This is a genomic window from Sphingobium vermicomposti (genome assembly GCF_011762025.1).
Lineage (GTDB): Bacteria > Pseudomonadota > Alphaproteobacteria > Sphingomonadales > Sphingomonadaceae > Sphingobium > Sphingobium vermicomposti.
Genome location: NZ_JAASQR010000002.1, coordinates 546,513 through 569,913, shown reverse-complemented (window position 1 = coordinate 569,913; position 23,401 = coordinate 546,513). Strand labels below are relative to the sequence as shown.

General features: G+C 61.3%; 21 protein-coding genes and 2 tRNA genes. 11 read left to right on the top strand and 12 right to left on the bottom strand.

The annotated features are described in order from the left end of the window. Nucleotides 1-64: 64 nt before the first annotated feature. Together FHS54_RS07605 and FHS54_RS07600 are read left to right on the top strand one after the other, a co-directional pair. Nucleotides 65-1,240, top strand: a complete 1,176-nt coding sequence (locus FHS54_RS07605; protein WP_167303186.1) for a bifunctional 2-C-methyl-D-erythritol 4-phosphate cytidylyltransferase/2-C-methyl-D-erythritol 2,4-cyclodiphosphate synthase — start codon at nt 65-67, stop codon at nt 1,238-1,240. Between the two features lie 6 nt (nt 1,241-1,246). After that, nucleotides 1,247-1,759 carry a CinA family protein gene (locus tag FHS54_RS07600; RefSeq protein WP_167303185.1) on the top strand — a complete coding sequence of 171 codons (513 nt, stop codon included), beginning with the start codon at nt 1,247-1,249 and terminating at the stop codon, nt 1,757-1,759. On the opposite strand, the gene FHS54_RS07595 is transcribed toward FHS54_RS07600, so the two are convergent. Both FHS54_RS07595 and lipA read right to left on the bottom strand, forming a co-directional pair. Further along, nucleotides 1,711-2,181 carry a type II toxin-antitoxin system RatA family toxin gene (locus FHS54_RS07595; protein ID WP_167303184.1) on the bottom strand — a complete coding sequence of 157 codons (471 nt, stop codon included), beginning with the start codon at nt 2,179-2,181 and terminating at the stop codon, nt 1,711-1,713. The genes FHS54_RS07600 and FHS54_RS07595 overlap by 49 nt on opposite strands. A gap of 6 nt (nt 2,182-2,187) precedes the next feature. Then, the gene (gene lipA, locus FHS54_RS07590) at nt 2,188-3,138 is read right to left on the bottom strand and encodes a lipoyl synthase (RefSeq protein WP_167303604.1); all 951 of its coding nucleotides are present in this window, start codon (nt 3,136-3,138) and stop codon (nt 2,188-2,190) included. A 65-nt stretch (nt 3,139-3,203) separates the two neighbouring features. Between lipA and FHS54_RS07585 the strand changes: the two genes are divergently transcribed. From FHS54_RS07585 to FHS54_RS07575, 3 genes are read left to right on the top strand one after another with little or no spacing between them, the layout of a single operon-like run. Continuing rightward, nucleotides 3,204-3,857, top strand: coding sequence for a carbonic anhydrase (locus FHS54_RS07585; protein WP_167303183.1), 654 nt, complete (start codon nt 3,204-3,206; stop codon nt 3,855-3,857). After that, nucleotides 3,857-4,615, top strand: a complete 759-nt coding sequence (locus FHS54_RS07580) for an NYN domain-containing protein (RefSeq protein ID WP_167303182.1) — start codon at nt 3,857-3,859, stop codon at nt 4,613-4,615. The genes FHS54_RS07585 and FHS54_RS07580 overlap by 1 nt, the downstream gene beginning before the upstream one ends. After that, nucleotides 4,615-4,896 carry an acylphosphatase gene (locus FHS54_RS07575; RefSeq protein ID WP_167303181.1) on the top strand — a complete coding sequence of 94 codons (282 nt, stop codon included), beginning with the start codon at nt 4,615-4,617 and terminating at the stop codon, nt 4,894-4,896. The genes FHS54_RS07580 and FHS54_RS07575 overlap by 1 nt, the downstream gene beginning before the upstream one ends. A gap of 181 nt (nt 4,897-5,077) precedes the next feature. On the opposite strand, the gene ettA is transcribed toward FHS54_RS07575, so the two are convergent. Further along, the gene (gene ettA / locus FHS54_RS07570; RefSeq protein WP_167303180.1) at nt 5,078-6,763 is read right to left on the bottom strand and encodes an energy-dependent translational throttle protein EttA; all 1,686 of its coding nucleotides are present in this window, start codon (nt 6,761-6,763) and stop codon (nt 5,078-5,080) included. Nucleotides 6,764-7,211: 448 nt separating this feature from the next. Here ettA and FHS54_RS07565 point away from each other — a divergent pair, with 448 nt between their 5' ends. The 3 genes from FHS54_RS07565 to FHS54_RS07555 all read left to right on the top strand — a co-directional run bounded on the left by FHS54_RS07565 (nt 7,212) and on the right by FHS54_RS07555 (nt 8,571). Continuing rightward, a complete protein-coding gene (locus FHS54_RS07565; protein WP_167303179.1) occupies nt 7,212-7,421 on the top strand; it encodes a hypothetical protein in 210 nt (69 codons plus the stop codon). Nucleotides 7,422-7,556: 135 nt separating this feature from the next. After that, a tRNA-Pro gene (locus tag FHS54_RS07560) sits at nt 7,557-7,633 on the top strand. Between the two features lie 230 nt (nt 7,634-7,863). After that, complete coding sequence (locus FHS54_RS07555) at nt 7,864-8,571, top strand: helix-turn-helix domain-containing protein (RefSeq protein WP_167303178.1); 708 nt, start codon at nt 7,864-7,866, stop codon at nt 8,569-8,571. A gap of 300 nt (nt 8,572-8,871) precedes the next feature. Here FHS54_RS07555 and FHS54_RS07550 read toward each other — a convergent pair whose 3' ends face one another. The 7 genes from FHS54_RS07550 to FHS54_RS07520 all read right to left on the bottom strand — a co-directional run bounded on the left by FHS54_RS07550 (nt 8,872) and on the right by FHS54_RS07520 (nt 16,642). After that, a complete protein-coding gene (locus FHS54_RS07550) occupies nt 8,872-10,143 on the bottom strand; it encodes an alginate export family protein (protein WP_167303177.1) in 1,272 nt (423 codons plus the stop codon). A 93-nt stretch (nt 10,144-10,236) separates the two neighbouring features. Further along, nucleotides 10,237-11,040 (bottom strand): ABC transporter ATP-binding protein, encoded by an 804-nt coding sequence (locus tag FHS54_RS07545; protein ID WP_167303176.1) that lies wholly within the window; start codon nt 11,038-11,040, stop codon nt 10,237-10,239. A 14-nt stretch (nt 11,041-11,054) separates the two neighbouring features. Further along, nucleotides 11,055-12,002, bottom strand: a complete 948-nt coding sequence (ntrB, locus tag FHS54_RS07540) for a nitrate ABC transporter permease (RefSeq protein WP_167303175.1) — start codon at nt 12,000-12,002, stop codon at nt 11,055-11,057. Next, entirely contained in the window at nt 12,002-13,282 is a 1,281-nt protein-coding gene (locus tag FHS54_RS07535) for a CmpA/NrtA family ABC transporter substrate-binding protein (RefSeq protein ID WP_167303174.1), read from the bottom strand. The genes ntrB and FHS54_RS07535 overlap by 1 nt, the downstream gene beginning before the upstream one ends. Before the next feature lie 412 nt (nt 13,283-13,694). Further along, nucleotides 13,695-13,770, bottom strand: a tRNA-Ile gene (locus FHS54_RS07530). A 24-nt stretch (nt 13,771-13,794) separates the two neighbouring features. Further along, nucleotides 13,795-14,832 (bottom strand): polysaccharide deacetylase family protein, encoded by a 1,038-nt coding sequence (locus FHS54_RS07525; protein WP_167303173.1) that lies wholly within the window; start codon nt 14,830-14,832, stop codon nt 13,795-13,797. A gap of 43 nt (nt 14,833-14,875) precedes the next feature. Continuing rightward, nucleotides 14,876-16,642, bottom strand: coding sequence for a sensor histidine kinase (locus FHS54_RS07520; protein ID WP_167303172.1), 1,767 nt, complete (start codon nt 16,640-16,642; stop codon nt 14,876-14,878). Nucleotides 16,643-16,824: 182 nt separating this feature from the next. Here FHS54_RS07520 and FHS54_RS07515 point away from each other — a divergent pair, with 182 nt between their 5' ends. Further along, nucleotides 16,825-17,298, top strand: a complete 474-nt coding sequence (locus FHS54_RS07515) for an Lrp/AsnC family transcriptional regulator (protein WP_167303171.1) — start codon at nt 16,825-16,827, stop codon at nt 17,296-17,298. 18 nt (nt 17,299-17,316) lie between these two features. Here FHS54_RS07515 and FHS54_RS07510 read toward each other — a convergent pair whose 3' ends face one another. Then, nucleotides 17,317-18,591, bottom strand: a complete 1,275-nt coding sequence (locus tag FHS54_RS07510; RefSeq protein WP_167303170.1) for a tetratricopeptide repeat protein — start codon at nt 18,589-18,591, stop codon at nt 17,317-17,319. A gap of 107 nt (nt 18,592-18,698) precedes the next feature. Next, nucleotides 18,699-19,973: a hypothetical protein gene (locus FHS54_RS07505; protein WP_208404818.1), complete on the bottom strand. Its 1,275-nt coding sequence runs from the start codon at nt 19,971-19,973 to the stop codon at nt 18,699-18,701. 234 nt (nt 19,974-20,207) lie between these two features. On the opposite strand from FHS54_RS07505, the gene gyrA reads away from it, so the two are divergent. Together gyrA and FHS54_RS07495 are read left to right on the top strand one after the other, a co-directional pair. After that, on the top strand, nt 20,208-22,913 hold the full coding sequence (gyrA, locus tag FHS54_RS07500) for a DNA gyrase subunit A (RefSeq protein WP_167303168.1): 2,706 nt from the start codon (nt 20,208-20,210) through the stop codon (nt 22,911-22,913). After that, nucleotides 22,910-23,257, top strand: a complete 348-nt coding sequence (locus FHS54_RS07495; protein WP_167303167.1) for a DUF952 domain-containing protein — start codon at nt 22,910-22,912, stop codon at nt 23,255-23,257. Before gyrA ends, FHS54_RS07495 begins: the two co-directional genes overlap by 4 nt. Nucleotides 23,258-23,401: the final 144 nt, after the last annotated feature.

Sequence of the window (23,401 nt, the reverse complement as noted above, 5' to 3'; positions counted from 1 at the left end):
GCGCATCGGCGGCAAGCGAAGCAAGCTCTGGCGAACAGCTGTCCCCTCCGCTAAATGCCGCGCCATGATGAAGAACAAGCATGGCGTCGTGGCGCTGCTGGTGGCGGCGGGCCAGGGAAGCCGGGCCGGTGGCGATCTGCCCAAGCAGTTCCGCATAGTTGCTGGCAAGCCGGTGCTGGCCCACGCGGTGGACGCACTGGTGGCGCATGGCGGAATTGACGCTATCGTGCTGGTCGTCGGCGCGGCGCAGGAACCCGCGGCTCGCGCCCTGCTGCCCGACCGTCCGGTAACGGCCTATGTCGAAGGTGCAGACACCCGCCGGGGATCGGTGCGCGCAGGCCTCGAAGCCATTGCGGCACTGGGAGGAGCCAATCGCGTCCTTATCCACGATGCGGCCCGCCCTTTCCTGCCGGGCGAAGTCGTTGACCGGCTCTTATCTGCCCTAGACCAAGGTGGAGGAGCGGTCCCCGCGCTGCCCGTCGCAGATACGCTGGTCCGAGGCGTAGGCCACCATTCCGGCGCGGTCGTGGACCGATCCGCCCTGTTCCGGGTGCAAACGCCGCAAGCCTTCCGTTTCGAAGCCATTCTTGCCGCGCACCGCAATTGGGACGCCGCCCGCGAGGCAACTGACGACGCCCAAATGCTTCGGGAACGGGGCCATGACGTCATTCTGGTCAACGGCGATGAAAGGCTGGAGAAATTGACCTACCCACAGGATTTCGCCCGGGCAGAGGCGCGGCTATCTGCGGAACGCACTGTCCGTGTCGGCATGGGGTATGACGTACACCGCCTCGCCGCCGGGGAAGAATTATGGCTTGGCGGCGTGCGTATTGAACATGACCATGGCCTCGCCGGGCATAGTGACGCAGACGTGGCGCTTCACGCCATAGTCGATGCCCTGCTGGGCGCGTTGGCGGAAGGAGATATTGGCAGCCATTTCCCGCCATCCGATCCCCAGTGGCGGGGTGCGGCGTCTTCCCGCTTTCTGGAATATGCCGCAGACCGGGTCGCGGCCCGCGGGGGACGAATAGACCATATTGACCTCACCATCATCTGCGAGGCGCCCAAGATCGGCCCGCACAGAGACGCCATCCGCGCACGCATCGGCGAGATATTGCAGGTGCCTCTGGATCGCGTGAGCGTGAAAGCGACCACGACGGAGCGGCTGGGCTTTGCCGGACGACGCGAAGGCATTGCCGCACAGGCGGTTGCCACCCTGGCCCTACCCGCGCTATCCTGACCCATCATGCCCGATAGCATCCTTCCATCGCCGCTGGTCGAACTGGCCGAGCGCGTCATCATCGCCAACCGTCGCGCTGGCCGCACCGTCGCCGTTGCGGAAAGCTGCACCGGTGGCCTCGTATCAGCAGCGCTGACTGAAATTGTCGGATCATCCGACGTGTTCGAAGCCGGTTTCATTACCTATTCCAATGAGATGAAGAATGAGCTTCTGAAAGTTTCACACGATGTGCTGGAAACTTTCGGAGCGGTTTCCATCGCGACCGCCTGGGCCATGGCGCAGGGCGCGCTGATCAAAAGCCATGCCAGCGTCGCGGTTGCTATTACCGGGATTGCAGGGCCAGGCGGCGGTTCAGAACAGAAGCCAGTGGGAACCGTAGTATTCGCCCGCGCCGAACGTGGTGCCAGCCCCGACACGGTGGTGGCGGACATGCGGCATTTTGAAGATAGCGGCCGCGGCGGCGTGCGGCTTCAGGCGGCGCTTTGCGCGCTTGAACTGCTGTTGCCCGATTCGGTGTAAAGCTCCGCCGCGCGAAGCTCGAACGCGCCGATCATCTTGCGCAGGGCTTTGTCGAACATCTGTCCTGCCAGCATTTCGAACAGGCGGTTCTTGAACTCGAACTCTACTTCGAAATCCACCAGCGTTCCGCCGTTTCCGTCATCACGAAAGCGCCATTCATTGTGCAGATGCTTCAACGGCCCGTCCAGATAATCGACGCGGACATAATCTGGTCGGTGCTTGTGGACGCGGGATGAAAAGCTTTCCTTGATGCCTTTGAACCCGACGATCATGTCGGCGACCATTTCGGACTCATCGTCGGATCGCACCCGGATCGCGCTGATCCACGGCAGAAATTCAGGGTAAGCGGCAACGTCTGAAACCAGATTGTACATCTGGTCTGGCGTGTAGGGGAGTGGCCGTGTTTCGTGATGCTTGGGCATGAAGGGTCAGCGGGCCGTCTTTGCCAGTTGCGCCGCTCGCGCCGCCCGCATTTCGGCAAAATCCTTGTCAGCATGATAGCTGGACCGTGTTAGCGGGCTTGATGCCACCTGCAGGAATCCCTTGGCCCGTGCGATAGCGGCATAGGCATTGAAGGCAGCCGGGGCGATAAATTCCATCACCTTGGCATGTTTTGGCGTGGGCTGAAGATATTGCCCCATGGTCAGGAAATCTATGTCGGCCGACCGCATGTCATCCATCACCTGGTGCACTTCCAGCCGTTCTTCACCAAGGCCCAGCATGATACCCGACTTGGTAAAGATCGACGGGTCCAACTTCTTCACCGACTCCAGAAGCCGCAGCGAGGCATAATAGCGCGCGCCTGGGCGGATTGTCGGGTAAAGCCGGGGAACCGTTTCCAGATTATGATTATAGACGTCGGGGCGGGCCGCGACGATCATTGCCACGGCACGGTCATGCTTGTTGCGGAAGTCGGGCGTCAGAATTTCGATTGTCGTGCCCGGAGTCGTCCGGCGCAGCGCATCGATCACCTTCACGAACTGCGACGCGCCGCCGTCGGGCAGGTCATCGCGATCGACCGATGTGATGACGATATGTTCCAGCCCCATTTCCGCGCAAGCATCCGCCAGATTTTGCGGTTCCTTGGGATCGACCTTGCGCGGCATCCCGGTCTTGACGTTGCAGAAGGCGCAGGCCCGCGTGCAAACGTCGCCCAGAATCATGACCGTGGCATGCTTCTTGGTCCAGCATTCTCCGATATTCGGGCAGGCCGCCTCTTCGCACACCGTGGCAAGACCCTTTTCACGCATGAGCTTGCGCGTTTCGTGATAGCCGGGGCTGGTCGGTGCCTTGACGCGGATCCAGTCCGGCTTGCGCACGCGCTCAGGCTTCAGGCCGGATTGATCGGGTCCGGCGGCAATCGGGACGACATCGTTCATCCGCCCCAGATAGCGCCGCAAGCGCGCTCTTGCCAGCCCCCACTTTGTCCGGCAGAGACTTCGTCATGACCGAATTTGCAGACATGCTTCAAGGCTATCGCCGTTTCCGCAACACCGGCTGGACTCAGCAGCGCGGACGATGGGATGAACTGAGCGAGGGGCAAAGCCCGCGCGTCATGGTGATCGCCTGCTCTGACAGCCGTGTCGATCCCGCGCAGATTTTCGATACCCTGCCAGGTGAGATATTTGTCGTGCGCAACGTGGCCGCGCTGGTCCCGCCATTTGAAACCAACCCGGGCCATCACGGCGTTTCCGCGGCGCTGGAATTTGCGGTCCAGGTCCTGAAGGTGGGCGAAATCGTGGTCATGGGCCACGGTAAATGCGGCGGCTGCAAGGCCGCGCTGAGCCAGGAACTGAAAGACGCACCTCCCGGCGAAGGCGGCTTCATCCACAATTGGATCGACATGCTGGACCAAGCGCGTGAGAATGTCATCGACCGGTTTGGCGACGACCTTGGGCGCGATGCTCATCGGGCGATGGAGCAGGAAGGCGTGAAGGTCAGCCTGGCCAACCTGCGCACCTTCCCCTGCGTGCGGACCAAGGAACGTAAGGGCGAATTGAAGCTGGTCGGCGCTTTCTTTGCGATTTCCGACGGTCAACTGCATCTGCTGGATGAACAAAGCGGGGAATTCCACCCGGCGGCGCTGGAATCGGCCTGATGTCATCGGCGATCCCCAGCGGCAATGTTGCCTTGCTGATCGACGCCGATAACGCTTCCGCCGCCCATTTCGACCCTGTGCTCACGGTTCTGGCCGAATTGGGCACGGTCAACATCCGCCGCGCATATGGCAACTGGAGCAAGCCTGCCCTTAAGGGATGGGCGCACCAGGCCGTGACCCAGGCCATCGAAACGCAGCAGCAGTTCGACCTGACCAAGGGCAAGAACGCTACCGACATGAAGATGACGATCGACGCCATGGACCTGATGGCGGGCGGGCGTGTTACCGGCTTTGGCCTTATGTCCAGCGACAGTGATTTCACGCCTCTCGTCACCCGCATTCGCCAGCAGGGGATCGCCGTCTACGGTTTCGGGTCCGACAAGACGCCGGAAGGATTTCGGCGCGCATGCACCCGCTTCATTGACGTTGCCGCGCTGGCCCGCTCGCTGTCCGCCCCGACTGCTGACATTCTTCCCGACGCCATAGACACGGTGACGGCTGTTGATCGGGGCAAATCTGACATCAAAAAGGTGGATGATGAGGTCGTGAGGCTTCTCATTGAGGCGTATGACACAGCCAAGCGTGACGAAAATGGCTTCGCTGCCTTGGGGCCTGTAGGGCAACGCGTGGGCAATCGCTCCAGTTTTGATGTGCGTAACTACGGTTTCAAGCGGCTGTCCGATCTGGTTCAGGCCATCCCGAATTTCATCGTGGAGACTCGTGAGAACGGGCAAGCTTGGATCAAGCGGGTGCACTGATGACCCTGATCGCCCGGCATCTTGTGATCATGGGAAAGGTGCAAGGCGTGTTCTACCGCAATTGGACAGTGCAAACCGCCCGCGCGCTTGGCCTTGTCGGATGGGTCCGCAATCGAACCGATGGCAGTGTCGAAGCCTGGGTTGAAGGCCTAGGGCCTCAGGTCGATGAGTTCATCAGGCTCGCCCATGACGGCCCGTCGGCCGCCAAGGTCTCACACATTGAAACCGGTGATGTTGTTCCCAAAGGAATGAGAAGCTTTCAGGAGCGCGCCACCCGGTAGGAGGGCTTTGTGCTCCTGCGAAGGCGCGTCGGTGCCAGAACATAAAAAAAGGCCGATCCCGAAGGACCGGCCGGAAAGTTTTAGGAGAGGATGCCTGAAAGGCACCCTCTATGTGCGATGCAGCATACTATTTCGCAAGTGCGGAAAGAGATGCCGCTCTTGCAAGATATGCAATCGCTGATCAGCGCGTCAGCTTTTTGTAGGCCAGGCGGGTCGGACGATCCGCCGCATCGCCCAGGCGGCGGCGCTTGTCTTCTTCATACATTGCGAAATTGCCTTCGAACCATTCGACATGGCTGTCGCCTTCGAAGGCGAGGATATGGGTCGCCAGGCGATCGAGGAAGAAGCGGTCATGGCTGATGACCACGGCGCAGCCCGCGAAATTTTCAATCGCTTCTTCCAGCGCGGCCAGCGTTTCGACGTCAAGATCGTTGGTCGGTTCGTCGAGCAGCAGGACGTTGCCGCCCTTTTTCAGCATCTTGGCGATGTGGACGCGGTTGCGTTCACCGCCCGACAGCTTGCCGACATTTTTCTGCTGGTCCTGCCCCTTGAAGTTAAACGCGCCGACATAGGCACGGGTCGACATGTCGTGGCCGTTGACCTTCACATAATCCAGGCCGTCGGACACTTCTTCCCAGACGTTCTTTGACGGGTCGAGATGATCGCGGCTCTGGTCGACATAGCCCAGGCGCACGGTCGAGCCGATGTCGACCTCACCCGAATCGGGCTGTTCCTGGCCGGTGATGATCTTGAACAGGGTCGACTTGCCCGCGCCGTTCGGCCCGATCACGCCGACGATTCCGCCCGGCGGCAACAGGAAGGAGAGGTCCTCAAAAAGCAGCTTGTCGCCATAGGCCTTGGAAATGCCCTTGAACTCAATCACCTTGCCGCCCAGCCGCTCCGGCACCTGAATGACGATCTGCGCCTTGCCGGGGGAACGGTTTTCCTGACCGGAGACCAGTTCCTCAAACTTCTTGATACGCGCCTTGGACTTGGTTTGCCGGCCTTTGACGCCAGCACGAATCCATTCCAGCTCGTCATTGATGGCCTTCTGGCGGCCAGTGGCCTCCCGGTCCTCCTGCTCCATCCGCTTGGACTTCTTTTCCAGATAGGTGGAGTAGTTGCCTTCGTAGGGAAAATATTTCCCGCGATCGAGTTCGAGGATCCAGCCGACCACATTGTCCAGGAAATAGCGGTCGTGGGTGATCATCAGCACCGCGCCCGCATATTCCTTCAGATGGTTTTCAAGCCATTCGACGCTTTCGGCATCCAGATGGTTGGTCGGTTCGTCGAGCAGCAGGATGTCCGGCTTCTGGATCAGCAGGCGGGTGAGCGCGATGCGGCGCTTTTCACCGCCCGACAGGCTGTCTACGGGCCAGTCCGAAGGCGGGCAACGCAGCGCTTCCATCGCGATTTCAAGCTGGTTGTCGAGCGTCCAGCCGTCGACCGCGTCGATCTGTTCCTGCAACGTGCCCATTTCTTCCATCAGGGCGTCGAAATCGACGTCCTCTGGCGGGTCGGCCATGATCATGCCGATTTCGTTGAAGCGTTCGAGCTTGTCGGCCGTCTCCCGTGCGCCATCCTTGACGTTTTCCAACACCGTCTTAGTCGGATCGAGCTGCGGTTCCTGCGCCAGATAACCGACGCTGATATTTTCACCCGGCCATGCTTCGCCGGTGAAATCCTTGTCGATCCCGGCCATGATCTTGATCAGCGTGGATTTACCCGCGCCGTTGGGACCGACGATGCCAATCTTGGCTCCGCGATAAAATTGCAGGTTGATGCCACTGAGCACCGGCTTCTGAGCGCCGGGAAAGCTCTTGGTCATGTTCTTCATGACGTAAGCGTATTGAGACGAGGCGGACATGGCTGAAGCAGCTCCGAAGGATAAGACAGGGGAAATCGCGCCGGAGTTAGCGAAGGCGGGGCGCATTGGCAAATGGGCGGTGCGCGGTGACGCCTTCACCCATGCAGAAAATCGGATCGTTGACGCGGCCTATGCTGTTGCCAGGATGCCGCCGCCCTGCCCCACCGCTGGCCATGCGGCGCCCAGCGATGCCGTGGAGGCGATTCGGGGACGCTTACGCGCTTCCCGTATAATCCCGTTCACCTGCGGAAGAGCCGAGGGATTTGCGTGCCGGAATCGCTGGCCAATAAGTGGACTTATATAGTAGACAACATCCGGTCGCGTGATTCCGTCACTTCACCGACACAGAAAAGCATTGATTTGTGCAGCGCACACGTTAATGCGGGTCGCTCGCGTAGGTGACGTCATAGACGTGCCGACGCGGCAATATGCTATGGGAGCCGTACAAATGAAGAAGATCGCTGTTGTTTTCGCTTCGGCCGGCCTGATGGCCCTCGCCGCTTGCGGTGAGAAGCCGGCCAACGAAACCGCGAACGCTTCGAACGCTGTTGTCGAAAACGTCGTCGAAAACGCTGCCAACGCAGCCGACAACGCTGCAAACGCAGCCGACAACGCTGCTGACAACGCCGCGAACGCTGCTGCGAACGCTGCCGAATAATCTTCGCGTCAGCGAGATTTTCGAAGGGCGGGCCGTCAAACGGTCCGCCCTTTTTCGTTGTGGCTGGTCTGTAATAACTTTTGCCGTCCATGTTCGATTGACGGCAGGCCAACTTCACCGCTAAGGCGCCCACGTCGGGGAGTAGCGCAGCCTGGTAGCGCATCTGCTTTGGGAGCAGAGGGTCGCAGGTTCGAATCCTGTCTCCCCGACCACTTTCAGAAAACTCATTCTTTTCAATTAGCTGTGTCTAAATCTGACCCGTTTGGTGGGGCAGATTCACGTAGACTGTCGGGTAAGCGCCAGGCTGTCGGGTTATTGTCGGGTTATCCCAAGTACTGTCGGTTTATCGTCGGTTTCCTGTCGTCTCAGAGTCGTGCTACTGCCGTGGTATTGTCGGGCGATGCCGACGCAGGATGCTTCCACACTCGAAGGAGATGCGGAAATGATGATCGACGCGACGAAGATGAAAAGTGCCCGAGACCGGCGAGCTATGACGCAGGAGGCGCTTGCTCACCAAGCTCGGGTAAACGTGCGAACGGTCCAACGCGCAGAGAATGGTGAGCCAGTCCGCCATGAGACGCTGGCCGATCTTGCAGCAGCCCTCGGTGTGCCTGTAGTCGGCCTTTTAAAGACCGATGCTGCAAATGATGTTGAGCCTGAGCAGGAGGTTGAACAGGCTCAGATGCAGGTGTTGAAGCGCGTCGAGTCCGCCGAAACGATAGTATCCCTGTTGGAGCGGGCGACCATGGCCTCTCTGGGCTGCACTGCACCGCCCACGCCGGAAAACATGCCATACCTTAGAGCAATCATAGGAACCATTGAAAAGCTCTTGCGAGACCCCTGGGATCAATACAATCTCCCGCCGCTCCGGTTCACCTCGCTCCTTGAGCGGCTAGAGACAATCGCGAACCTCAACGCCCAGCTGTCTGACCTCGAACGTGCCGGGTTGGCGCTATATTCAGCGGCTTCGACCCATCTTGTGAAGGTGCCATATCACAGCGACGAGGGCATGGTGACTGGTCGGAGCCAGCCGTCAGATTTCGTTACTGCTGCCCGCTTCGTAATCGCAGGGTATGAAAATGAGCGCCTCAGGGTAGCTGCGGACGCCATCTGGCCCTTGGAAGAAGAAGCTGATGAAGTGCCTTTTTGAAAAAAGCGGGGGAGCGACCGAGAATGGCCGAAGCCATCCTCCCGAACGCCCCCCTAGTCACCCTGACCAACCCAAAGGAAAGCTTTATTCATCATGCGTCCCCGTTCGCCCTGAGCCTGTCGAAGGGCTCTACTTCTTCAGGCCGAGCGTTAGAAGGAAGGAGAAGGCTTCGACAAGCTCAGCCCGAACGGGGTGGTTTCGACTAACCACACGCCGGGAATCAGGGCGTATTGCAGATACGACAACGCCGCCGCGCAGCCTCGTGGCTCCGCGACGGCGTCCCGTTTCAATTCCTAAAGTTTACAACGCGTAGTCGATCTGCGCCCAGAATTTGCGCGTGTCGGTGTCACCGACGAAGCTGGCGATGCCCTTCCGTTGATAGTCGGCATATTTCACCAATGCGCTCAGATGCTTGTTGATCTTGAGCGTCACCTGGGCGTTATATTCGTCGCCATAGTGGATCGACTGGCGGTCGCTGCTGAGGCGGTGGAAGATGAAGGACGCGACCAGCGGGCCTGCTGTGCCGATCTTGGGCACGGTGTAGGCGATGCTGGCATATTGGTCCTGGATGCCGGCGCCGGGCGTCGTCAGGAACTTGTCGGCCCAGCCGTTGAACTTGTGCAGCGTGGCAAATGGCGTCTGGAATGCGAAGCCTCCGGCGATCCCGGTTGCATCCTTGTCAGACCCCAGCAGCTCATATCCTGCCGTCAGCTTGAACGCCGCAACCTCCAGTCCCAGTTCAGCCGTCGCAAAATCGGCGGCATAGTCGACGGGATTTTTCGCATAGTCGCTCTGCCGCGCGTAGCTGGCCAGATAGCTTAGCTTCACCTTGCCCGTGATCGGCATGGCCCCGGCAAATCGCGCGCCATAGGTCTGGCTGCTGGTGCGGAGCAGCGCGGGCACGGCTTCATCCTGATCGACTAGATAGGCAAAGCCCGTCAGCGTGCCGAACTGCGTCTTGTAGGAAATATTGGCGAAGATGTTGTCGCCATCGATATTGGTCGGTCGGTTGAACGAACCGAACTTGCCGCCGTCGATCCCCCAGATGGTGCGGGCCGAAATGGCGTAGGTGACATCGACCTTCAGGTTTTTCACGCCCATATATTCGACGCGCAGGGCGTCGAAGGTCTGCTCATTCTGACGCCATGCGACCGATCCGACGAAGCGCTGGTCATCCAGGTTGATGCGCTGGCGACCGACGGTGACGATCAGCGGCTTGGTACGATATTGCAGCTGGACGCGGTTTACCTCGACCGTTTCGGGATCAGCCACGATCGGATAGAGCGCCTTGCCGTTAACGCCGCTGTTGTAATCCTCGTCGATTGCCAGCGTCCCTTCGGCCTCGGCCAGGAAGGCAAAGGGGCCTTTCGACAATTCGCCGCCTGCACGCATCCGCATGGTCACGGCATTGGCTTCGCGGTCTTTGACAAGCGGCAAGGGACCGTCCTGCTCGGCCATTTCATAGCGCAGCCGCGCATCGATGATCGGTTTGAACAGGACGTCCTGCGCCAGTGCTGGCGTGGCGGCGCTTCCCAGTGCGGATGCCGACAGTAACAAACATAATTTACGCATAATTCCCCCTCTTTGCTCCCGATGGCTTTGGGCCGATCAGGACATCCTCTCTTGTCCGGTAATCATTGGCCGCCTCGTTGGACGGCCTATATTTCAGGCGGCGAGCGTCGCCGGATTACGATAGCGTTCATGCAGGAAATGAATGACGGCGGAGCGCGCTTCGGCATATTCGGGCGTGTCGATGACTTCGAGCCGACTGCGCGGGCGGGCCGGGCGTACGGTCAGGTCTTCACCGATGCGTGCAGCCGGGCCATTGGTCATCATCACCACGCGGTCGGCCAGCAGCACGGCTTCATCGACGTCATGGGTGATCATCAGCACCGTGTTGTTGAGCCGCGCCTGAAGATCCATGACCACGTCCTGAAGCGCGGCCCGCGTCAACGCATCCAGAGCGCCGAAAGGCTCATCCATCAACAGCACGCGCGGGTTCATCGCGATGGCACGGGCGATGCCGACACGCTGTTTCATGCCGCCTGACAACTCGCCGGGACGCTTGGTAGCGGCATGGGCCATTTGCACCAGATCCAGATTGTGCATGACCCAATCCTTGCGCTCTGCCTTGTTCTTGCCGCCCGCCGTCTTGTCGACGGCCAGGCGGACATTCTCCTCCACCGTCAGCCATGGCAGCAGCGAATGATCCTGGAACACGACGGCGCGGTCCGGTCCGGGCTTATCGATCGCTTCTCCATCGAGAAGGATCACGCCCCTGGTGGGCTTGACCAAGCCTGCGACTGCGTTGAGCAGCGTCGACTTGCCGCAGCCCGAATGGCCGATCAGCGCGACGAACTGGCCCTTTTCCACTTCCAGGTCGATGCCATCCAGGGCGCAGAAGCTGCCGGCCTTGGTCGGGAATTCGACGGTGATGCCTTCCAGCGCGAGATAGCTGCGTTGTTTCATGATGCCGTCTCCTTTCAACCGGCCCGGCCGATGATGCGCCCGGCCAGGGCAACGATGCGGTCCAGCGCAAAGCCGACCATGCCGATCCAGACCAGCGCCACGATCGTGTCGGTGAGCAGCGAGCTGTTGTAACTGTCCCAGATGAAGAAGCCGACGCCGGTGCCGCCCTGCACCATCTCAGCCGCGACGATGGCCAGCCAGCTCATGCCGACGCCGATGCGCAGGCCGGTGAACATGTGCGGCACGGTCGCGGGCAGCATGATGCGGGTGAAATATTCGATGGGGTTAAGCGCCAGCACTTTCGCGACGTTGCGATAGGCGGTCGGAATGGTTTGAACCCCCGCAGCGGTGTTGAGGATGATCGGCCAGACCGCGGTGATGCAGATCAGGAAGATCGCCGAAGGATGCGCCTGTTGGAAGATGGCGAGGCTGATCGGCAACCAGGCGAGCGGCGGCACCGTTCGCAACACCTGGAACAGCGGGTCCAGCGCGCGGAAGGCAAAGACGCTTTGGCCGATCAATATGCCCAGGCCGACGCCCACCACCGCCGCGATGCTGTAGCCGAAGAGGACACGGCTGAGGCTGGTCAATATATGACCGGCAATCCCGACATCGCCCGCTGCCTGAATGCTGAAGTGGGTCAAGCCGATGTCCACGCCCTTTAGTGGGTGCATGATGACGTCATGGCTTTCCTGCCAGACCTTGAGCGGGCTGGGGAAATTCGAGTCCGGTGAACCGCATAATATCTGCCAGAACAACAGCAGTCCGCCGACCATCAATATGGTCGGCAGCACGCTGGCCGCTACCGCGCGAGCTTTGAGCACCAGGGGATGAACCGGCGTCGCTACCGGTTCGAATCTGCGGCGCGCGATCGCTTCTTCAGGATAGGGCACAATCTTCCCCAATTGCGTGACGCGACCTGCGGTTGGCGGCGGTGAAGCCATGCTCTGCTGCTTGCTCATCAGACGCGCTTGATCGCCAGGCTGGCCAGATAGGCCTTGGGATTGGCGGGGTCGAACGTCTTGCCGTCAAAGAATTTCTCGACCCCACGGCTGTCGCTGGCAGGCCCCTTGCCACCCAGCATCGCGGCCGCCTTGCGCCAGATGTCCGACCGGTTGACCTTTGCAATCGTCGCCTTGGTATTGAGCGACATGGGCAGCTTGCCCCAGCGCTGATTCTCCGTGAGGAACCAGAGGTCGTGGCTCTTGTAGGGAAAGGATGCATAGCCGTTGAAGAACTTCATCTTGAACGCGGCATTGGGAAATTTGCGTCCGTCGCCCATGGTGAAATTGCCCTGCAGGCGATCGGCAATGTCGGTTACCGGACATTTCAGATAGTCGCGTCCGGCGATGATGCTGGCCAGCTTTGCGTTATTGGCTGGATTGTCGGCCCAGCGCTGCGCCTCAATGACCGCAGCCGTGATGGCGATGGCTGCTTTGGGATTTTTCGCCACCCAGTCCGAACGCATCGCAAAGCTTTTTTCGGGGTGGTTCATCCACATCTGCCCGGTGGAAACGGCGGTATAGCCAAGGCCCTGCGCCACCAGCTGGTCGTTCCACGGTTCGCCGACGCAAAAGGCGTCCATCGTATCCGCCTTCATGTTCGCAACCATCTGCGCAGGCGGAACGGTGATTAGCTCGACATCCTTGTCGGGATCGATCCCGCCCGCAGCCATCCAGTAGCGAATCCACAGGTCGTGCGTGCCGCCTGGAAAGGTCATGGCCATGGTGATTTTCTTGCCCGCAGCCCGGCGCTGCGCGATCACGCCCTTCATCTTGCCGGAATTGGCATCGGCCTTGGCCCCCAGATATTCCTTGGAAACGGAAATCCCCTGGCCGTTGACATTCAAGCGGGCCAGGATGCTCATCGGCGTCGCCTTGCCGATCGTGCCCAGCGTCAGCATGTAGGGCATGGGCGTCAGGATGTGGGCCCCGTCGATGCCGCCGCTGCCAGCGCCCAGCACCAGATTATCCCGCGTCGCGCCCCAGCTCGCCTGCTTCACCACCTGCACATCGGGCATGCCATGCTTGGCGAAAAAGCCCATTTCCTTTGCGATGATGAGCGGCGCCGCGTCGGTCAGCGCGATGAAACCGAGCTTGGCTCCCGTCACTTCCGGGCCTGCACCGGCCGCGAATGCACCCGACGGAAAAGCCTGCTGCACTGCCGCAGCGACTGCCGCCGTGCCAGTGGTTTTCAACACTCCACGCCGACTGATGCCTTTCGGATTGTCCCCCTGCGCCATTCCCAATTCCTTCCCTGATGAAGTCGTCGCGCTGCGTCAGGCACGCAGCCAGCCATCGCCGGAAGCATGTTCCGACCCAAGATGAAGATGATGATGGAAGCTGTGGCGCGCATTCGCGTCCACCGCTGAAAACCAATAAAAAAGCCGCCAGGAGTCAGGTCTTTCGGACCTGTCCGGGCGGCGTCATTGCCAGATCGATCTTTTTCAGATCGCTGATCGACCTAACCGTCATCGGTCAGGTTCAATCTATATACCAAAGCGCCCCTGCTTCGGTGATCGCAAAGCTGTCATTGATTCGACCGAGTCGCAAGCGAAATTTTGCATTGCACAATTTGCAACTGCATTGCAGCAAACGCACACAATATCATCGGCCATTCGTTCGGCGCGTGCGGGCTGATCATTTGTGGGAAATTGGTGGGCCTGGCAGGAATCGAACCCGCAACCTAGCCGTTATGAGCGGCCAGCTCTAACCGTTGAGCTACAGGCCCCACCTGCCGTCGGATTAGGAGGCATCACGCCGCTTGGCAAGCCCGTCCGCGTCCCGGCACGGCGGCAAATAGTTGATCGAGCGTTGCCGCCCGCACGTTGCGCCGTGCAAGATGATCCAGCACCCCGTCCCACCATCGATAGAAGACCGTCAGATCATTTTCGTCGCGCACATAGGGCGTGTGTCCCGGCGCTAACGTGGGAGAATGAAAACTGAAGCCGAGCACCCTAACCCCCTCTTCGATCAGGGCATCGATGGCGCGGATCGCATCGCGCAGCGGCACGCCTTCGGGCGTCAAGGGCACGCGGCTCAACATGCCTGCGCGCGCCAGCGCTCCGCCCATGCGTCCCCTGCCCTGCATATCATGGTAAAGCCGCTCCCCACCCCGCCGCAAGAGTCCGGTGAAGGCGGTCGACAACGGCAGTTCGATCAACTGGCGCTGCGGGCCTGCCCAATAGGGATGGAGGGGCATGCCCCGGAAGTCCGGCCCATGCTGTGATCGATAATCGAAGCGGCTACGCACGGAACTGTCGAGCCTGAACCCCAATTCTTCCAACAGCCGCGCGCTGTTTGGCCCGACGCCATAACGCCCGGCTCGATAGGTAATCGGTCGCCGCCCGAACCGTTCGGCAATCCGCTGGCAGAGCATTTCCAGCTTAGCGCGCTCCAGCGCATCGGGCAGGAATCCGGCATAGCTGTTCGCGGCCGTCACATCCTCTATATGGGGCGGGTTGACCCATGGGTGCAGGTGAGCGCCGATGTCGGCAGCGTCGTCAGCCATCCAGCGGCCCATCATCGCCGCCGCGGCATCGTTGTCCACGACCGGATAATCCGTCACATAGACGGGCTTGACCCCCGCCCTCGCAAAATAGGTCTGCCCCCGCTCCATGCCCGCCAGCGCCGTAACGCCATGAGCCGACCGGCTGAACGGCGCGGACCAGTCAAATTCCTCCTCGGTATCGACGAACAGCATGAACCGCGTCCCGAACGCCGGGTCGAGCGCAATCATATCCTCGCTCGCTGGCGCGTGAAGCAGATTGCCGTCATGGAGAAGTGGACTCATTCCGGGACCCTAACCGCTAAAGGTTGCGATAGGATTGCCTGGTTCAGGCGTTGCCGGCGACGTCTTCCCTTATGCCCAGCGCAGGCATGGTCAGGAGAAAGCGATCCGGTTCGATCTGCAGCGTCCCCCCGCTCCCCGCGGCCAGGCTGCGGATCAGGCGCAGGGAAAAACCAAGCCCCAACAGCGGCCCATCCGCCCAATCGCCCTCTGCGGTATAGCCGGGGTCTAGAAGCTGCACTTCTTCCATGCCGTCAAGGCTGGCCGGGCGATCCACGCCCAGCACGACCGATCCATTGCCGCTGTCAGGTTGGAACCAGCAGGCCCCTGTCAGCGATTCGTCCGGGGCCATTACCGAAATCACGGTGCGCATCAGATGTTGCACCATACGCTCGCCCTGAACTGGATCGATTCGGACCAGCGGTAAGGCATTTGCCATGTCGATATCGACCTGCGCGCCGCTGCCTTCACCCTGTTCACGGAAACGCGCCGACACCTGGGCCACCAGCAGGACGGGATCGACGGCGCTTAGGGCTTCCGCCCCTTCGCCACGCGATACGCGGGCGGCGAGGTCCAGGTCATCGAAGGCCGCCAGCAGATGCCGTGCGTCAACGGCGATCTTGCCCGCCATTTCGCGATATTCCGGCCCGCTCGGTCCGAACAGTTCCTGTTCGATGATATCGGCAAAACCCAAAATGGCGTTGAGCGGCGTGCGCAGTTCATGGACCAGTTGGCGCAAGGAGTCCGCTGAAAGGCCCGCGACCGACACTGGTTCGGCGACCGGGGCGGCGGCGACTTCATGCAGATAGGGCCGCCGCGCTTGCCCGCGATAGCCCAGAAAGCGTCCCGACCGTGGATCGAAAAAGGGCGTGGCCGATAGTCTCCACTCCCCAGCCATTGCACCGCCCACGACGGTGAAGCGGCCATTCTGGAATCCGCTGCGGCGCATGAAGGCGCCCGCGACGCTGCCATCAGGCCCGCTTGCGCCCGGAAGCGATGTTTCGCCCAGCGACAGGCCGATCAGCGCCGCGCGCGGCCCCTGTTCGACCCAGATGATCATGCCCGCTGCGTCGGTTTCAAAGGCGAAGGTGCGCACGCTGGTTGCGTCCTGCACCTCTGTCCGCGCCACCCTGACGTCGGGGGAGCGCCGCGTGCTGGTGAAGCGTTCGATGCGGCTGACCAGATTACGGATCTGATCATCGCCGACCTGCGGCTCCCCGACCACGTCTGTTTCAAGCACTTCCTCATCAACGGGCAGGTCCGCTTCCTGGGACGGCTCCAGCGCGCCCGGAGCGACCATGTCCGGGGTCAGCAGCATGTCTTCAGCCAGGTCGGCCCGATGCCGCAAGTCGTTGGTCAGCACGAGATCGGTCGAGCCAAACGCCTCCAGCGCCTGCTGCGCTTCGGGGCCAAGGTCACGCCGCCCGCGCAATACACCGCGCGCCGTCGGCGTCAGATGGGGCAACAGCTGCGCCCAGTGATGGTCGGGCAACCGCGCGCGGGACATAGCAGCCGCCGCGATGGATGGCCGGTCATTGGCGAAAAATTCCACGAGCGTGGGCGACCGCAGCCGCGCACCCAGTTCGACCACCGTGGCGATCCGCTGAGTTTCGGAAAGCTGCGGCCGAAGCTCCATCAGCCGGTCCAGCAACGCCCTCCGCTCATCCTCCGGCAGAGACTTGCGGTCGGGCCGGTCATTCTGCGCAAGCAGGTCCACGCATTGGCGCCACAGGGTTACCGCCCCAAGGCCGCTTCTATTCTCTGCGGCGAGAACCGTCTGCATCAGATCGTTGAAGCGCACTCTATTCCCCATTCGAACCCGGCGACATGCAGAAAAGGATCGCGCGGGAATGCAGCAGGAATAAGCCTTCGCCGGGCAAAACAAAAGGGACGCGCAATGACCATTTTGGATCGTCGCATAGTGGGACAAATTGCATTGCCCTGAAATATTATTATTATGGAGAGCAAGAATCGAGAAAGGAAATAAGCAAAGCGATGGCTAGTCCCAACATTGACGACATCGACCTGCATATCCTGGGTGAATTGCAGCAGGACGGCCGGATGACCAATGTGGAGCTTGCGCGCAAGGTCGGGTTGACCGCGCCGCCATGCCTGCGCCGCGTCCGTGCGCTGGAGGAAAATGGCGCGATCAATTCATATCATGCCGTCGTCAATCCGGCGATGCTGGGCTACACGATCACCGTGTTCGCCATGGTCAGCCTGAAAAGCCAGGCCGAAGCCGATCTCAAGGCGTTCGAAGACCATATCGCCGCCCTGCCCGAAGTGCGTGAATGCCATATGCTGAACGGCGAAATCGACTTCATCCTGAAGGTGGTTGCGCGGGATTTGCAGAGTTTCCAGCAATTCCTGACGTCGAAACTGACGCCCGCGCCAAACGTGGTGAGCGTGAAAACTTCCCTTACCATTCGCACGTCAAAAACCCTGCCGGGCGTGCCGTTGCCAGTCTGACCGGCAACGGCGTCCGCCTCAACTGGCCGGAGAGGATATCGCCGGACGTTCGGCGACTTTGCGGCTCTGCTGATCGATCCACACTGTCCAGAATCCCGCGACATTGGCCCAGTTGCCGCTCACCTGCGCCAGCGCAGCCTTGCCGCCCGGCAGATCACCCGAACGCGCCAGCGCGATGCCCAGCCGCGTGTTCGCCCGGCCCTGATCGACGCCGCCCTTGCTCAAGGCCAGTCGATATTGTGCGACCGCTTGTGGAAACTGACTGAGCGAGAAATAATCGTCCGCCACCGCCAGCGCCGCTGACCCGTCCTTGGCCGACGCTGCTTTCTTGGCAGCGGCAGGCAGGGCCGCAATCTGTTTGGCTGCCTTGGGCGTCACGCTCTTCATCAGGGTCGCCGTCGCCGCCTGCGTCGATGTCAGCTTGCCCGCAGCGCGTCCGGCTTCGATGATCGCCTTTGCTTCGGCATGGTTGCCCGCCTTTTCAGCGAACTGAGCATAGGCCTGATAATCCCTTTCGCTCGCCATCGCGCCATTGGCCGCCTGCAACCGATAGAGATCAAGTTGCACCTGGGAGTCCATGCCGGGGGCCGTCAGGTAGTTGGCCAGTGCCGATCGCCATTCGCCTGCCGAGCCATAAAGGCTCAGCCGCTCGCGATAGAGTGAGCCGACTTCCGACCAGTCGCCCGCCGCATAGGCCATGGAGATCGCGCGGTCATACCAGGCGGCCGGGATCGGCTGGCCCGAGGCCCGCTGGCGGGCAAGCGCTTCCTGCACATAGGGCCGCGCTTCCTTGGGCTTGTTTTTGCGCAAATAGATGTCGGCGCGCAACAACGTCGCGTCGATTCCATCATATCCCAGCGTCTTGGCATAATCGAGCTGGGCTAGCGCATCTGCATTATTGCCGACGACATAGGACAGATAGCCCGCGATATAGCGCAGGCGGGGGGCGTCCTTCTTTGGCACGGAGCTGGTTTTGAACATGTCGGTCAGGGCGATGCGCTGCGCCTGATAATCCTGTCGCAGCACAGCCACTTCGAACCGCAGCCCTGCCGCTACATAGGCTTCAAAATCGCTCGACGGCATCAGTGCGGCGATCCGGCCCTGCGCCGAAGCTGCGTCGCCCGCCTTGATCGCGGCGTCGGCGGCATGGGCCGATGCGCGGAAGGATTCGGACATCTGGACGACCGGCCCGCTTGCAGACTGTTTCTTGGCCATGGCGGGCGTTGCCGCCGCAATCACTCCGGCAGTCGCCAGCAACCCGTAGGTGATCGTCGATAGTTGAATGCGGGCCATTTTGGGCCGTCCCCCTTTTTCTTCCCGGACGCCTGGCGCCGGTCCCTGTTTTATTGCCGCTGTCATGGCGAAGGCGCGCCCGCCACGCGGCGAGCGCGCCTGGTCAATCAAGCCTTGGTCGACAGATAGGTCAGCCAGAGGTCCGCGATCTGCTTGCGGGCGCCCGCCTGAACCGACTGCAGCGCGGTTTTGGCGGCGGCTGCATCGCCGCCCAGCGCCTTTGCAATGCCTAGCCTGGTGTTGACTTCATCCGCATCGACCCCGCCCTTCTGCTTGGCGAGTTCGAACATCGCCGCGGCTTTCACATAGTCGCCATAGCCCAGATAGGCGTCGCCCGTAGCCGCTGCGATCTTGCCGTTGGCGGCCTTGCGTGCGTCGGCTTCGGCGGAGGGAAGCGAGCTCTTGTCGCTGGCGATTTTGGGTGTGGTGGTCTGATAGACGTCGGCACCCGCAGTCCCCTTCAGCACGCCCTTTGCGCGGCCCGCATCGATTGCCGACTTCACCTCTCCATAAATGCCGGTCTTCGACGCCATTTCGGCATATTCGGTATAGTCACCGGCCACGACCAGACCGCCCGATGCCGCCATCAGGCGCAGCACGTCCAGATTTTCGCGGGGGGTGATGTTGGGATTGGACTGCTGAAACAGGCGGATCAGCGTGCGCAGATTCTCGCCGCTCGGCTGTGCCTCATAGGCGGCCTTCGCCCATATGGCGGTTTCGGGCAGACGCGCCCCGGCGGCCCGGCTAACGCCAATCTGATACCATTGCGCCGGAACCTGACCGCCCGCCGCCTTTGTGGCGTCCGCCGCTGCCTTCAGCGCGGCAAGGCCCTGCTGGTTAAGGCCACGCGCTGGTTCCGCCGATGCATTGGCGGTGCCAGCCTTGCCGAAATAGGCCTGAGCCAAGGTCACATTGACGCTTTCGGGCTTGTAGCCTGCCTGGGCCGCAGCCTTCGCCCGCGAGATGGCGAGGTCATAATTCTTCGCTTGCAAAGCCTGATCGGCGGCAATGGCGTTGAACTGGCCAAGCTGTTCGGGCGGAGTAAGGCCACTGTCCAGCATCTGCGTCAGTGCTTCGCCCTGCAGCGCATTGTCCTTTGCCGCGATGGAGGTGTTCAGTTTGACCGCGCCGATCTGATATTTGTCGTCGTTCGACTGGGCTTTGGTGTCGGCTTCCGCCAATGCCGCCTTGGCCGCGACGAAATCGTTATTCTTGCTGGCTTCCTGAGCAGCCTGCAACGATTTGATCACGTCGGCGGACACATTCAGTTTGGGCGCGCCGCCCTTCTTGTCTTCCTTCTTCGCCGCCATTGCGGGAGCGGAAACCGCGCCGCCGGTCAGCGCCAGTACCAGCGCAAGCGCCACGGGGGTAACAAAACGCATGATCATCTTCTCCTCTGCGCCTGGGGGGACAGGCGGCCTTTGGTTATGCGCCGATTAGGGGGCGACGCGTGAATGACGTTTGAACAGCGTATATGCACCACTTCCCAGCATGTCAGCCCCTTCTTGCAGCTTGTCCGTCGCGCGCGTGCGCGTACGTGCGCGAGGGGTGACAGATTTGTTTCGCTCCGCTAGTGCATGAGCAACGAAACAGTTCCATCCAAAAAGAGAATCGCATTGACCGACGAGACTGCCCTCGCCGACCCTTCGGACATCAGCCCCATCTCCATCGTGGACGAGATGAAGGCGAGCTATCTCGACTATGCCATGTCGGTGATCGTCGCCCGCGCCCTGCCCGACGTGCGCGACGGGTTGAAGCCGGTGCACCGCCGCATTCTCTTTTCAGCGCATGAATCGGGCTTTCAGCACAATAAGCCCTATCGCAAGTCGGCGCGCATCGTCGGTGACGTGATCGGTAAATATCACCCGCACGGCGACAGTTCCATCTACGAAGCCCTTGCGCGCATGACCCAGGACTGGTCGATGCGCGTGCCTCTGATCGACGGTCAGGGCAACTTCGGATCGATGGACCCCGATCCGCCAGCGGCCATGCGCTACACCGAAGCGCGTCTGGCGAAGGTGACGAGCGCGCTGCTGGAGGACCTGGACAAGGACACTGTCGATTTCCAGCCCAATTACGACGCGTCGGAAAGCGAGCCGCAGGTCCTGCCCGCGCGCTTCCCCAACCTGCTGGTCAATGGCGCGGGTGGCATCGCGGTCGGCATGGCGACCAACATCCCGCCGCACAATCTGGGCGAAGTCGTTCGCGCCTGCCTCGCCTATATCGACAACCCGGCGATCAGCGTCGATGACATCATCCAGATCGTCCCCGCGCCTGACTTTCCGACCGCGCCGCTGATCCTGGGCCAGTCCGGCGCGCGCAGCGCCTATCATACGGGCAGAGGCTCGATCATGATGCGGTCGCGCCATGTGGTCGAGGAAGGGCGCGGCGACCGCCGTTCCATCGTCCTGACCGCCATCCCCTATCAGGTCGGCAAGAACGGCCTGGTTGAAAAGATCGCCGAAGCCGCCAAGGACAAACGGATCGAGGGCATCAGCGACATTCGCGATGAATCCAACCGCGAAGGCGTGCGGATCGTCATGGACCTGAAGCGGGACGCCACGCCCGAAGTCGTGCTGAACCAGCTTTGGCGCAACACCCCCGCCCAGTCGAGCTTCCCGGCCAACATGCTCGCCATTCGCGGCGGCCGCCCTGAACTGCTCAACATCCGCGACATCATCGAAGCCTTCGTCAAGTTCCGCGAAGAGGTCATCACCCGTCGCACCAAGTTCGAGCTTAACAAGGCCCGCGACCGCGCGCATATCTTGCTGGGCCTCGTCCTCGCGGTCACGAACCTTGATGAAGTCGTCCGCATCATTCGCGGCTCATCCAGCCCCGCCGTCGCCCGTGAAACGCTGCTCGACCGCGCATGGCCGGTGGCGGAAATCGCGCCCTATCTGCGCCTTGTCGAAGCAATCGAGAGCGAAGCTGGCGGCGACACCTACAAGCTGTCGGACATTCAGGTCCGCGCGATCCTGGATCTGCGGCTGCATCGCCTGACCGCGCTTGGCCGTGACGAAATCGGCAATGAACTGGCCGGACTTGCCACCGCCATCGCCGAATATCTCGCGATCCTGGGCGACCGCAAAAAGCTCTACGCCGTCATGCGCGAAGAATTTGAGGTCATCGAACGCGACTTTGCCACCCCGCGCATTTCGGAAATCACCGCTGCCGCCGACGGCATTGAGGACGAAGACCTGATCGAGCGTGAGGAGATGGTCGTCACCGTCACCGTGCAGGGCTATATCAAGCGCACCCCGCTTGAGAGCTTCCGTGCCCAGGCGCGTGGCGGCAAGGGCCGTTCGGGCATGGCGACCAAGGATGAGGACGCCATCACCGAACTGTTCGTGACATCCACGCACACGCCGGTCCTGTTCTTCTCCACCGCTGGCAAAGTCTATCGCCTGAAAGTCTGGCGCTTGCCCGAAGGCGGCCCGGCGACGCGCGGCCGTCCGATGGTGAACCTGCTACCGCTTGGCCCTGGCGAAACGATCCAGACCGTTCTGCCGCTGCCGGAGGATGAGGACAGCTGGAAGGACCTGCACGTCATGTTCGCGACCGCGAACGGCACGGTCCGCCGCAACAGCATGGACGCCTTCGCCAATGTGCCCAGCAACGGCAAGATCGCGATGCGCTTTGACGATGACAGCAATGACCGGCTGATCGGCGTCGCCTTGCTGAACGAAGGCGACGACGTGCTGCTCGCCACCCGGCAGGGCAAGGCGATCCGCTTTGCAGGCACCGACGTGCGTGAGTTCCAGAGCCGCACTTCGACCGGCGTGCGCGGCATGACGCTGAAAAAGGATGACGAGGTGATCTCGCTCTCCATCCTCACCCGCTCCGGCGCCAATCAGGAAGAGCGCGACGATTATCTCCGCTTCGCTCCCTGGAAGCCGGAGAAGGAGGGCGACCCCGCCATGTCGCCCGAACGCTTCGCCGAATTGCAGGAAAAGGAGCAGTTCATCCTGACCGTCTGCACCAACGGTTATGGCAAGCTGTCCTCCGCCTATGACTATCGCCGCACCGGGCGCGGTGGTCAGGGCATCACGAATATCGACAATATCGGCCGCAACGGGCCGGTCGTCGCCAGCTTCCCGGCGCGCAAGGGCGATCATCTGATGCTCGTCACCGATCAGGCCAAGCTGATCCGCATGGGCCTGGACAGCCTGCGCGTCATCGGCCGTAACTCCGCGGGCGTGCGCCTGTTCAACGTGTCCGACAATGAACATGTCGTCGGCGCGGCGAAGATCGAGGAAAGCGACGAAGCCGAAGATGCAGCCGAAGTCGGATCGGATGCCGGCCCGGAATCCAGCGAGGCGTGAGCGACCTCTTCGCCTACAAGATCCTGACCAAGGACCAGTATGACCAGCTAAAGACCGACGGCGTGTTCAAGGGCGCGCCCGTCGATCTGGCCGATGGCTATATCCACATGTCCACCCGGCAGCAGGCGGCAGAAACAGCGGCGAAGCATTTCGCGGGCCAGGATCATCTGGTGATGGTCATGGTCGACCTTGCGCCTTTTGGCGAGGCGGTGAAGTGGGAAAAGTCGCGCGGTGGGGCGTTGTTCCCGCATCTATATGGCGAGTTGCCTTTGAGTGCGGTGGCCGGGAAGGTCGTGCTACGGCTGGATGAGCAGGGCAAGCATCTATTTCCTGCGGGGTTTTAGGCTCGTTTCGAGCGAAGTCGAGAAATGCTCAGCAAGGCGCGCCTCTTTCTCCTCCCGCCATTCCCGCGCCTGTGGAGATGACGACAAGACGAACTAGTGTTTTTGGAACAGCACAGTGAATGCAATTAACAATGCAAACACCGC

Coding starts and splice junctions, on each gene's coding strand:
- FHS54_RS07605 (WP_167303186.1), top strand. CDS start 65: ATGATGAAGAACAAGCATGGCGTCGTGGCGCTGCTGGTGGCGGCGGGC.
- FHS54_RS07600 (WP_167303185.1), top strand. CDS start 1,247: ATGCCCGATAGCATCCTTCCATCGCCGCTGGTCGAACTGGCCGAGCGC.
- FHS54_RS07595 (WP_167303184.1), bottom strand. CDS start 2,181: ATGCCCAAGCATCACGAAACACGGCCACTCCCCTACACGCCAGACCAG.
- lipA (WP_167303604.1), bottom strand. CDS start 3,138: ATGAACGATGTCGTCCCGATTGCCGCCGGACCCGATCAATCCGGCCTG.
- FHS54_RS07585 (WP_167303183.1), top strand. CDS start 3,204: ATGACCGAATTTGCAGACATGCTTCAAGGCTATCGCCGTTTCCGCAAC.
- FHS54_RS07580 (WP_167303182.1), top strand. CDS start 3,857: ATGTCATCGGCGATCCCCAGCGGCAATGTTGCCTTGCTGATCGACGCC.
- FHS54_RS07575 (WP_167303181.1), top strand. CDS start 4,615: ATGACCCTGATCGCCCGGCATCTTGTGATCATGGGAAAGGTGCAAGGC.
- ettA (WP_167303180.1), bottom strand. CDS start 6,763: ATGTCCGCCTCGTCTCAATACGCTTACGTCATGAAGAACATGACCAAG.
- FHS54_RS07565 (WP_167303179.1), top strand. CDS start 7,212: ATGAAGAAGATCGCTGTTGTTTTCGCTTCGGCCGGCCTGATGGCCCTC.
- FHS54_RS07555 (WP_167303178.1), top strand. CDS start 7,864: ATGATGATCGACGCGACGAAGATGAAAAGTGCCCGAGACCGGCGAGCT.
- FHS54_RS07550 (WP_167303177.1), bottom strand. CDS start 10,143: ATGCGTAAATTATGTTTGTTACTGTCGGCATCCGCACTGGGAAGCGCC.
- FHS54_RS07545 (WP_167303176.1), bottom strand. CDS start 11,040: ATGAAACAACGCAGCTATCTCGCGCTGGAAGGCATCACCGTCGAATTC.
- ntrB (WP_167303175.1), bottom strand. CDS start 12,002: ATGAGCAAGCAGCAGAGCATGGCTTCACCGCCGCCAACCGCAGGTCGC.
- FHS54_RS07535 (WP_167303174.1), bottom strand. CDS start 13,282: ATGGCGCAGGGGGACAATCCGAAAGGCATCAGTCGGCGTGGAGTGTTG.
- FHS54_RS07525 (WP_167303173.1), bottom strand. CDS start 14,832: ATGAGTCCACTTCTCCATGACGGCAATCTGCTTCACGCGCCAGCGAGC.
- FHS54_RS07520 (WP_167303172.1), bottom strand. CDS start 16,642: ATGGGGAATAGAGTGCGCTTCAACGATCTGATGCAGACGGTTCTCGCC.
- FHS54_RS07515 (WP_167303171.1), top strand. CDS start 16,825: ATGGCTAGTCCCAACATTGACGACATCGACCTGCATATCCTGGGTGAA.
- FHS54_RS07510 (WP_167303170.1), bottom strand. CDS start 18,591: ATGGCCCGCATTCAACTATCGACGATCACCTACGGGTTGCTGGCGACT.
- FHS54_RS07505 (WP_208404818.1), bottom strand. CDS start 19,973: ATGCGTTTTGTTACCCCCGTGGCGCTTGCGCTGGTACTGGCGCTGACC.